At 41.1% G+C, this 7,195-nt stretch carries 7 protein-coding genes; 1 reads left to right on the top strand and 6 read right to left on the bottom strand.

Annotated features, from left to right (window positions below; genetic code table 11):
• Both AC3LHT_RS03710 and AC3LHT_RS03705 read right to left on the bottom strand, forming a co-directional pair.
• Window positions 1–282: hypothetical protein (locus AC3LHT_RS03710; RefSeq protein WP_488662022.1), on the bottom strand; the 282-nt coding region annotated here is incomplete at its 3' end.
• An 83-nt stretch (window positions 283–365) separates the two neighbouring features.
• The gene (locus AC3LHT_RS03705) at window positions 366–2,474 is read right to left on the bottom strand and encodes a sensor domain-containing diguanylate cyclase (RefSeq protein ID WP_488662021.1); all 2,109 of its coding nucleotides are present in this window, start codon (window positions 2,472–2,474) and stop codon (window positions 366–368) included.
• Window positions 2,475–2,632: 158 nt separating this feature from the next.
• Between AC3LHT_RS03705 and proC the strand changes: the two genes are divergently transcribed.
• Window positions 2,633–3,442, top strand: a complete 810-nt coding sequence (proC, locus tag AC3LHT_RS03700) for a pyrroline-5-carboxylate reductase (protein ID WP_488662020.1) — start codon at window positions 2,633–2,635, stop codon at window positions 3,440–3,442.
• A gap of 1 nt (window position 3,443) precedes the next feature.
• On the opposite strand, the gene AC3LHT_RS03695 is transcribed toward proC, so the two are convergent.
• From AC3LHT_RS03695 to AC3LHT_RS03680, 4 genes are all read right to left on the bottom strand, one after another.
• Complete coding sequence (locus AC3LHT_RS03695) at window positions 3,444–4,238, bottom strand: MBL fold metallo-hydrolase (protein ID WP_488662019.1); 795 nt, start codon at window positions 4,236–4,238, stop codon at window positions 3,444–3,446.
• Between the two features lie 85 nt (window positions 4,239–4,323).
• Window positions 4,324–5,727 carry an FAD-binding oxidoreductase gene (locus tag AC3LHT_RS03690; protein WP_488662018.1) on the bottom strand — a complete coding sequence of 468 codons (1,404 nt, stop codon included), beginning with the start codon at window positions 5,725–5,727 and terminating at the stop codon, window positions 4,324–4,326.
• Window positions 5,699–6,730, bottom strand: coding sequence for an electron transfer flavoprotein subunit alpha/FixB family protein (locus AC3LHT_RS03685; protein ID WP_290666839.1), 1,032 nt, complete (start codon window positions 6,728–6,730; stop codon window positions 5,699–5,701). The genes AC3LHT_RS03690 and AC3LHT_RS03685 overlap by 29 nt, the downstream gene beginning before the upstream one ends.
• A partial coding sequence (locus tag AC3LHT_RS03680; RefSeq protein ID WP_488662017.1) for an electron transfer flavoprotein subunit beta/FixA family protein occupies window positions 6,702–7,195 on the bottom strand: 494 nt, incomplete at its 5' end. The genes AC3LHT_RS03680 and AC3LHT_RS03685, both read right to left, overlap by 29 nt.

Genomic DNA, 7,195 nt, shown 5'->3' with positions numbered 1-7,195 from the left:
AAAATCAAGAGATATGGAGCCTTTTTCTGCAGTTATTCTGAATATGTATTTATCTCCTTCGAGGTTCAAAATGCGGTTTTCAAGCTCCAACCCTCCTGAATGAGAAATATTGTGGAGCCTTTCGTATTTAAGGCGTGGAAGTTTCAGGATTAGTTTTTCTCCTATGACGTAAGAAGATTCAATAACCGGAGGATGCCTGATAACCCCGCCCGCTTGATATAGTAAATACAACACAACAAATGAGAATAAAAAATAAAATAAATATAAAAATATGTTTTTCATGTAAACAGCCTCAACAAATTTTATCACGTTATTGTCTCATTTAAGAAGTACCAATGGAGGCTAATTAAAAAAGGTAAGTATAGTTATCTTGTTTTGGTGTTTTTCTTTGACAGATACATTCTCCTATCCGCAAGTTGCGTTAGGGTTTCTATATCTTCGCCATCTTTGGGAAAAGAAGCTATGCCTATGCTCATTGAGATCTTTACTTTATGGTTGTTTATAACGAATTCTTTGCTCAAGATGTTTTTAATGCGTTCGGACAACATTTTTGCGCTTTCAGACCCTGTTTCAGGCAGAAGGATCAGGAATTCATCGCCTCCGACTCTTGCAAAGATATCGCTTTCTCTTATTAGCCTTTCAATACGTCGGCAGATCCTGTTTAAAAGAATGTCCCCAATATCATGTCCGTAGCTGTCGTTCACTTGTTTGAATCCATCACAGTCAAGATACATGACACTGAAAGTGTGACCGTACCGCTTCGATAAATTGATTATCCCTTCGGCCATTTTCGCAAAGGCGCGCCTATTTAGAACGCCGGTCAGTGGGTCGTGTTCCGTTGCATAGAGAAGCTGGTTCTCTGTCTTGACTTTTAACAGGAGCAGCTCCATATGCCTTTTTATCAGTTTGGCGAATTCTAGCTCGATATCATCAAAAGCTTCGTAGCTATCGAAATTGTCAAGGAAAATAATGCTGACTGGTTCTTTTCCAATATATATGGGAATAATCAAAACAGACTTTATTCTTGTAGTACCTATTTGTTTAAATATCTCATTTCTCTTGTCTTCTCTTTTAAACCCAATTTCGGAAAACCTTACAAAAGTGGGTTGGCTTGAATAGCTCATGATTTCCCGTTCTGAGAAGCTTATTTTGCGCAATTTCTCAAAATCATAGCCAACACTGGCAACAAAATAAAATCGGCCATCGTTCTTAATGACAGCGCTCCCTGCCTGAGCTTCTGGAATCACATTCACTATTTTTTCAAGAAGAGATTGATAATCCTCTTCTGTCCAGCCCTTTTTCAGCGCAGCGGAAGTGATTTCAAGAAGCACTTCGTAAAGGTTTTTATATTTATTGATTTGTTCGAGCATTTCCTTTTCACGTGTGACATCCATTCCCGAAGATAAAACCGCTTCAATCTCTTCTTTTTCGTTGTAAATAACAGCATTTCTCCAGGAAATCATTATTTTATTTCCTTTAGCGTCAATTATGGGGTTTTCAAAAAAACCTGCTTTAGATGGGTCCTTTAGCAACTTTTCAAATACAGCTTTGACTTCTTCTTTCACGTTATCCGGAATGAATTTAAACCAGTTTTTCCCGATTATTTCCTTTTTTTCATAGCCAAGAAGGTTTATTCCCTTTTTGTTAATGAGCTTAACATTTCCTTTTTTATCGAGAACGAGGTTTATAACTTGTGCCATCTCGAAGTACTTGTGGAATTTCTCTTCGCTTTCCCTTAGGGCCTTTTCAATCTCTTTTTGTGTGGTAATATCCATAGCTACAACGATACCTGCCGGTTTACCCTTGTACACTGTGGTATCGCTTGTCAGGTACAACCATTTCGTTTTGCCAGCTTTGTTGATTATCTCCAATTCATAGCACTCTGTACTTTTCTCGCCTTTTTGTCTTTTGGCGCCGGTTTCCTTGACAAATTGCCTGTAATCTGATTTAACGAGCTCCCAGAAGTTCATTGATTGCAGTTCTTTTTTTGTGTAGCCGCTTATTTTTTCAGCCATGGAATTTGCATAGATCCATTTGTTATTTTGATAGATCAAAATGGCCATTGGGGCTGTCTCTGCCAGGACATTGAACCAGTTTTCAACTTCGGTTATTTTGCCAAAATCGGTCTCCCTGCTTGAAGAAGGGCGAAATGTACAAAGCACAAAGGTTTGGCTGGAAGGAGCTTTGATGGATTCACAATCAACTTCCAAAGATTTCTCAGCGTTCAGAACCGCTTCAAAGCAGATGGAGTTCCTTTTCCCCTTCAAGAGACTGGAAAGGACTTTTTCGGAATTTGGTGTAACGAATAAGCCCGTAAAAGTCAAGTTCTCGAGTTCTTTATTTTGAAGTCCTATAATTTCGAGCGCACTATTATTCCAGGCTTTTAGCTTACCCTGCGCATCAAAAAGCAGCAGTGCATTTTTTTGCTTTTGGAGAAGACATTTCAAAAAGGATGAATCCAGCTTTTCAAACATCTAAACACCCCTGTCTACTTTTTATAATTATTTTACCAATTATCATGAGAGTTTTTGGTGAATTATATAGAGTGTTTTTCGAAAAATGTCGAATATTGTTTGTAATACCTACCACATATTGTGTATAATTGGAACCATAAATCATAGAGGTGAGAGAAATGAAAGTAGGTATTATAGGTATAGGAAATATCGGGAGTATTCTTTTGAAGCGCTTTTTACAAATGGAATCGCCACTAAAGCTGTATGTTTTCAACAGATCGCCTCAAAAACTTGACCCTTACCGAGAGCTCGGCAACGTTGTGTGTTGCAACAGCGGCGCTGAGGTTTGTGAACAAGCCAAAATCGTTTTCCTGGCTGTCAAGCCACAAGACGTTTCTGCTCTTTTCGAGCAGATAAAGGAAGTGGATTTTACAGGTAAAGTTGTGGTCAGCACGATGGCAGGAATTTCCATAAAGGTTATAGAGGAAGAATTGAATGTAGAGAAAGTTGTACGAATTATGCCCAACATTCCGGGAATGATAGGCAAAGGTGTTACTGGAGTTAGCTTCTCATCAGCTGTTTCGAAAAATGAGAGGGATTTGGTTTTAGAGTTGCTTGGTGCTATTGGAAACACAGTTGAGGTCAAAGAAAGGGATTTCGCAGCGGTAACAGCATTGAGCGGAAGTGGTCCTGCATTTATTTTCGTAATTGTAGAGGCTTTGATAGATATTGGCCTTAAAATGGGGCTTTCTTATGATAAAGCGAGAGAGCTAATCCTCGACACCATCATCGGTTCTGTGGAACTCCTGAAAGTAAAAGGCAACCACCCGGGAGAGTTCCGCCACCTCGTGACATCGCCTTCGGGTACCACTATCGAAGGAATTTATTCCCTTGAAAGAGAGGGTTTACGGGGCACTATCATGAAAACCATTTTGGATACCTATATCAGAGCTGGAAAAATCAACGAGGAGATAGAAAAAAGTCTGTAAGTCATAGTTTGATTGTTTTCCCGGCTTTTAACTCCTCTACAATAACGGGTAGCTTTTCAGTAAAGGTTTTTATTGCCAGGTCTCCTGTGCAATGCCCTATGTAAAAGTTTTCCACATATAGTTCTTTGATTAATTGACAAACTTCTTCAATTTCAGAACGTGATTTGTATAATAGATGGAGACCTCCAACAACTGTTTTTATTTTTTTATGCCCGACGGCTTCCAGCAGTATGTTGCCAATTCCCCTATGAGAACAACCAGTGAACAAGGTTGCTTCGCCTTTTTCAACAACGATTAACCCAAGCTCGTCTTCAAAGAGATCACGAATCCTTTCCTCACCGCCCATCCGTTTGAATTTCACCGGGGGCCTTTCTGAAGTCCTGAAAGGAACTGCGGGAAGGAAGAAGATGTTTTCTTCTGGCGAGCTGAACTGACTGATTTCTTCAAAATTGGCACCAAGACTTTCATAATGTTTCTTGGCTTCGGGAGGCCCCGCACGCCTTAGGCCGCTGTATCGTGGCAAAAGACAACCCGGACCTGTGAAAACTTTTGTTTTTCCGGTGATTTTCAAAACTCTTTCAAGCCCACCAATGTGGTCATAATGCCCATGGCTTATAACCACAAAATCTATTTGACGCAGGTCGAGCCCCAATTTTTTTGCGTTTTTAAGCGCCACATCTGTGCTACCTGTGTCAAAGAGGATATGGTGTCTATCTGTTTCTATATACAGAGAAAGCCCGTGTTCAGCTTCGAAGCCTTCCAATGCCTTATCATTGCAAAGAACAGTAATTTTCATGTTCATCACCCCAATAGGCTGCTTCAGAATAAGCAACCCAGAGACATCTTTATATTATTAGCTTAGCACAGAAAAGCCGAAAAGCTCATTGTATATCGACGATTTTTCCGGGATTGAGGATGTTGTTAGGATCGAAAATCCTTTTTATACCCTTTATGAGGTTGATTTGGGGTTTATCGAGCACTATTGGGAGGTATTTTTTCCTTTTGAGACCGATACCGTGTTCGCCACTTATACAGCCTCCAAGCTCTTTTGTCAGTTCATATAAATTCTCCAGTGCTGGTTTTAAGTGATTGTTCCAATGATCAATAGAGCTTTCCCCCCTTATGAAGGTTATGTGCACATTGCCATCACCTGCATGACCAAAAGCTATGGTTTCAAGTTCGTGGCTACTCGCGATTTTCATCGCGCCTTTGAGCAATGCTGGTATGTTAGCTGTTGGTACCGAAACATCTTCCATGCAGTGCACAGGGCTATACACCATAAGAGCTTCTGCAATGGCTTTCCGCACTTTCCAGAGCTTTTCCCTGGTGTTCCTGTTATCCGCTACGAAAACTTCAAGCGCACCTTCTCTCAAGCAGATATCCCCGAGCTTTTCATATTCGTCTGCCACAGCTTCTTTGTCATTTCCCTCTATTTCAAGTATCAGGTGAGCACCGGCATCTGCATAAGGGAAGCTTACGTTCAGGAATTTGCACGCTAATTTTATTGAGGGATTATCCATGAATTCAAGCGATGAAGGCATTACGCCCGCATCTTTTATCAGCATGGGAACAGCCTTTATCGCAGTTTCCACTGATTTAAAAGGAGCGAGAAGCGCTACGGAAAATTTCGGTTTTGGCATCAATCTAAGTGTTATCTTTGTTACTATTCCTAGTGTTCCCTCAGAACCAACCATCAAATGTACCAGATCTAATCCTGTAACGTTTTTGACCATCTTACCACCAAAGTTCGTTATCTCTCCGGTTGGTAATACGACTTCAAGCCCGTATACATGAGCGCCAGTTGGCCCATATTTCAGCACTTTGTTTCCACCGGCGTTTTCTGCTATGTTGCCTCCTATTGTGGAGCTTTCACTGCTACAAGGGTCACCAGCGTAGAGCAAGCCGTATTTTTCAGCGACTTTTTGTATTTCACTGGTTATCATACCTGGTTCCACAGTTATCATAAGATTTGCTTCATCAAATTCCAGCAGTTTGTTCATTTTTTCCAGCGAAAGGACGATACCACCCTGTGCTGGAATCGCACCACCAGATAGCCCTGTCCCGGCACCCCTTGGGGTAATGGGGATTTTATACGTATTTGCAAGCTTCATTATTTGTGAAACCTCTTCAGTAGAAATCGGGAATAACACAGCACCGGGAACAATGCTTTGTAGCTCTGCGGTTTCATCGTGAGAGTATTTTTCCAGAAAGTCTTCCTCTGTTTTCACTCTATTACCAAGAATGTCCTTTAGCTTTTCATACAGTTCTTTGGGAATTTCCAACATCGGATATTTCCTCCTTGAGTGATGTCAGGGCGTTGTAGAGTGTTTCAAGTATTTCAACAGCGTCTCCAACAAGGCCTATGTCTGAATAGTCGAAAATGGGCGCGTTAATGTCCTTGTTAATGGCTATGATAACTTCAGATGTTTGCATACCGGCAACATGCTGAACCGCACCCGAAATACCTGCGGCTATGTATACTTTTGGTTTTACGGTATGACCACTTAACCCTACCTGGTTCTCGTGACCAATCCATTTAGAATCCACCAGAGGTCTCGAAGCTCCAACAGTGCCATTTAAAAGCCCTGCGAGTTTCTTTAAAAGTTCGAGATTCTCAGGTTTCCTTATGCCTTTTCCTCCAGAAATCACGATTTCGGCGTCTTGTATACTTTTTTGTTCTGCAGAGATTTCCTGGAATTCTACGAGTTTGGTTTTACTGGAGGTATTGATTAGTGGGATTATTTCATGGTAAATTCCCGTTTCTGAATATTTTTCGGCCAGGGGAGTGAAGGTTTTTGGCCTGACTGTTGCCATTTGTGGCTTGTGTTTTGGGGTCTTTATGGTGGCCATTATATTTCCACCAATGGCTGGTCTTGTCTGAAGCAACCTGCCATCTTTATCAATGTCAAGCCCTGTGCAATCCGCTGTTAACCCCGTTCTTAAAGAAGCTGCGAGCGCTGGCATTATCGTTCTCCCCGTTGTTGTTGCTGGTGCGAGTATTATTTCTGGGCTGAATCTTTCAGCGATGTTATTAAGCGTTTCGAGATAGCTAAGGTAATCAAACCTTTTGAATTTCTTATGAACTAAGTTCAAAATCACATCAGATCCCTGTTCAGATAATCTCTTTCTTTCTTCAGGGGTTAGGCTGCGATTCATTAAGGTGACGCAAGTAACCAACGTATCTGGCATCTTGAAAGCGAGTTCTCTGGCTTTGCCCAAAAGTTCATAGGTACTCGAGTGAAGAGTGCCTTTTCTTTTTTCAGCTATTACCCATATGTGCTTCTTCATGATTCTCCTCCAAGTAAGGTCTGAGAAGTTCGATCACTTTTCTTATCCCTTTTTCAAGCTCTTTCCCTTCGTATATCACTGCATCTCTGGCGATTTTCGGCGTCGAGACTTTTACAACTCTGGTTGGAGAACCTTTTAGGCCGACATTTGTGTCACTTAATTCCAAAAAGTCACAACCAAGAGTTTCTATTTCAAGTCTTCGCGCTTTTTTCTTCATGTTCAATGTGGGAAGCCTTGGTTCATTTACTTCTTTTGTAAGTGTTAAAAGACTTGGTAAATCAGATTTCCAGATCTCCTTGCCGTCTTCTACTTCACGCTCAACAACAATATGATAGTTGGTGATTTCTATGATTTTTGATATGTATGAAAATACAGGAACCCCCAAAAGTGCACCGATTTCCGGTCCCACTTGCCCTGTTTCACCGTCAACAGCTTTCTCACCAGCTAATATGAGGTCAAAAGGGC

The sequence above is a fragment of the Kosmotoga sp. genome, assembly GCF_982836095.1.
This window is presented reverse-complemented; position numbering and strand designations above follow the sequence as displayed.

Excerpts from the sequence above, each read along its gene's own strand:
- AC3LHT_RS03685 (WP_290666839.1), bottom strand. The coding sequence starts at position 6,730 with ATGAAGAAGCACATATGGGTAATAGCTGAAAAAAGAAAAGGCACTCTT.
- proC (WP_488662020.1), top strand. The coding sequence starts at position 2,633 with ATGAAAGTAGGTATTATAGGTATAGGAAATATCGGGAGTATTCTTTTG.
- AC3LHT_RS03690 (WP_488662018.1), bottom strand. The coding sequence starts at position 5,727 with ATGTTGGAAATTCCCAAAGAACTGTATGAAAAGCTAAAGGACATTCTT.
- AC3LHT_RS03705 (WP_488662021.1), bottom strand. The coding sequence starts at position 2,474 with ATGTTTGAAAAGCTGGATTCATCCTTTTTGAAATGTCTTCTCCAAAAG.
- AC3LHT_RS03695 (WP_488662019.1), bottom strand. The coding sequence starts at position 4,238 with ATGAAAATTACTGTTCTTTGCAATGATAAGGCATTGGAAGGCTTCGAA.